Raw genomic sequence first — 2,445 nt, 5'->3', positions numbered from 1 at the left:
CTGCGACCCCGAGGAACTGAAGATCTTCGGCACGCTGAAGGCGCGCGCGGTGAACCTGCTCGACCGTCACGGCGTCCGCTTTCTTGGCGGTTGGGGCATTCCGGAGAAAAAAGCCCCCGTCCTTGTGGAAGAACTCGACCGCATTCGGGACGAATTCCTGGCAGCCAGGGATACCTTCCTCACCCGGTACGATGACGCCGTTCGGGACTGGATAGCCCGGCACGGCGAGTGGGAACGCATCATCGCCGATTCCACCGTCAGCGCGGACTACGTGCGCAGCCGCATGGGATTCCGCTGGCAGGTCTACCGCATTGTGCCGCCTGCCCCAGGCGATGCGGAGCCGGTGGCCCAGGGGCTTGCGGAAGAGGTGCGCGGGCTTGGCCGGACCCTGTTCGACGAGGTGGCCAAGGCCGCCACCGAGGCCTGGCACAAGTGCTATGCGGGCCGCAGCGAAGTGACCCACAAGGCGCTGTCTCCCCTGCGAACCATCCACCAGAAACTGGCCGGGCTCACCTTCGTGGAACCGAGGGTAGCCCCGGTGGCCGACCTCATCGGCACGGCCTTCGCCAACCTGCCCAAGCGGGGCAGGATACAGGGGGCGCACCTGCTCATGCTGCAGGGGCTGGTGGCCCTGCTGCGCGATCCGTCCGCACTCATGGAGCATGGACAGCGGATCATGGAGGGGCATCGCCCGTCCGATCTGCTGGATGCTCTGCTGCGGCAGGATGGGAGTACGGAGAATGGACGGATAGCGTCCGCAGACGAACCCGAAAAAGGGGAAGACGACATGCCCGACCTTGGGGACGACCTTGCGCTGGACGCCATCCCCCGCGAGGTCATGCCTGATCTGCAACCCGTGCTGCCCAATTGCGGGCTGTGGTAGGGCTTACATTCCCCCATCCATTGGCGCTACTACCGGGCGGACCGGCCACTACGGGCTGCCCCTGCTGGAGGACAACATGCTGGACACACGCGCCGTGATGCGCTCGCTGCCGCTGGTGGCGAGCGTGCTCGGCAGGAAATACGGTGTTACCGTGACCATCGGGGGCACAGAGGCGTACACGGACGGTAGCGCGATCCATCTCCCCGCCCTGCCAGTGGGCGTGCCCGACACCTTCCTCGCACTGGCCCGTGGCTACATCGACCATGAGGCCGCCCACCTGCGGGATACCGACTTCACGGCGCTGAAGGCCGCGAACCTTACCCCCCTTGAACACCATGTGTGGAACATCATTGAGGACTGGAGAGTGGAAAACCGGCTGGTCACGGCGTTCCCCGGCTGCCGGGGTAACTTCGACTGGCTCATCGAACACTTCTTCGGAGGCAAGGCGACAGGGACAACGGGCGATCCTGCAGCCCTGTTCCTGAACTGGCTGCTGCTTACGGTCAGAGCATGGGACGTCCCGGCCATCGGAAAGCGGCGCGACACCATCGCGGAACATCTCGATAAACTCTGTCCGGGCCTGCTTACCCGCATGGCCTGCGTTGTCGAGGCGGTACGCACCTCGTGTGCATCTACTGTCGAGGCCATTTCCCATGCGCGGGCCATTGTCGCGGAACTGGGCAGGGTAACACACACACCGCAACCCGCGTCCGGTACGAATCCGGGCGCCAGTCAGGCCGGTGGCGACCCGGATGGCGCTGGCAATGGCAATCAGACCACGGCATCACCGTGGGAACGGATACGGAACCTGCTGCACGCCCAGGAGGACGAGCTTCCGCAGGAATTCGGCGCAATCCTTGGAGAGGCCCTGAAACGTGAGGCTCCTGCCCGGGAAGGATTGCCCGTGAGCGTAGCCACCGTCACCCACAAGGCCAGTTCGGACTTGCACCCTGATGACATCGTCGAGGCCAGGCGGGCATCAACGGCCCTGCGGACCCGGCTTCATGGCCTGTTACAGGCTGCGACCAGCAGCCGAACCCACGGGGCACGAAGCGGCAGGCTCGACCTGCGCAGGCTCCACCGCATCGCCACGGATGACGCCCGCATGTTCATGCGCAAGGGAACGCGCGTCGGCATCAACACCGCCGTGCATCTGCTCCTTGACTGTTCCGGGTCCATGACCCCGAACATCAGGCTGGCCAGCACTGCCTGCCACGCCGTGGCTTCGGCCCTTGAGACCGTGGGCATCAACGTGGCCATCACCGCCTTTCCGGCCAGCCATGACCCGGCGTCGACGGAGCAGAAAACCGTGGGCCGCCTGGTGCGGCACGGACAGCGGGTTCATCCGAGACTGAAGGTGGCAGCCGTGGGGACCACCCCACTGGCCGAGTCCCTGTGGTGGGTGATGCAGGAAATGCTGCCTCTGCGTGAGGCCCGCAAGCTCATCCTGCTGCTGACCGATGGCGACCCCGATACGCCGACATGTGCCCTGGAAGCCATTCGGCACGCCGAACGGCTGGGGTTCGAGGTCTACGCCATCGGCATCGGTGCGGTGAACATCC

The 2,445-nt window shown here is 65.4% G+C and carries 2 protein-coding genes; both read left to right on the top strand.

What is annotated here, in order from left to right:
* Positions 1 to 883, top strand: an 883-nt coding sequence (locus FVW27_RS13060; RefSeq protein WP_243838435.1) for a DUF3150 domain-containing protein, incomplete at its 5' end; no start/stop codon positions are given.
* Positions 884 to 959: 76 nt separating this feature from the next.
* Positions 960 to 2,445: cobaltochelatase CobT-related protein (locus FVW27_RS13055; RefSeq protein WP_167125781.1), on the top strand; the 1,486-nt coding region annotated here is incomplete at its 3' end.

Origin of the sequence: Nitratidesulfovibrio liaohensis (genome assembly GCF_011682075.1) — a bacterium.
In the GTDB taxonomy this organism is placed as follows: domain Bacteria; phylum Desulfobacterota; class Desulfovibrionia; order Desulfovibrionales; family Desulfovibrionaceae; genus Cupidesulfovibrio; species Cupidesulfovibrio liaohensis.
This window is presented reverse-complemented; position numbering and strand designations above follow the sequence as displayed.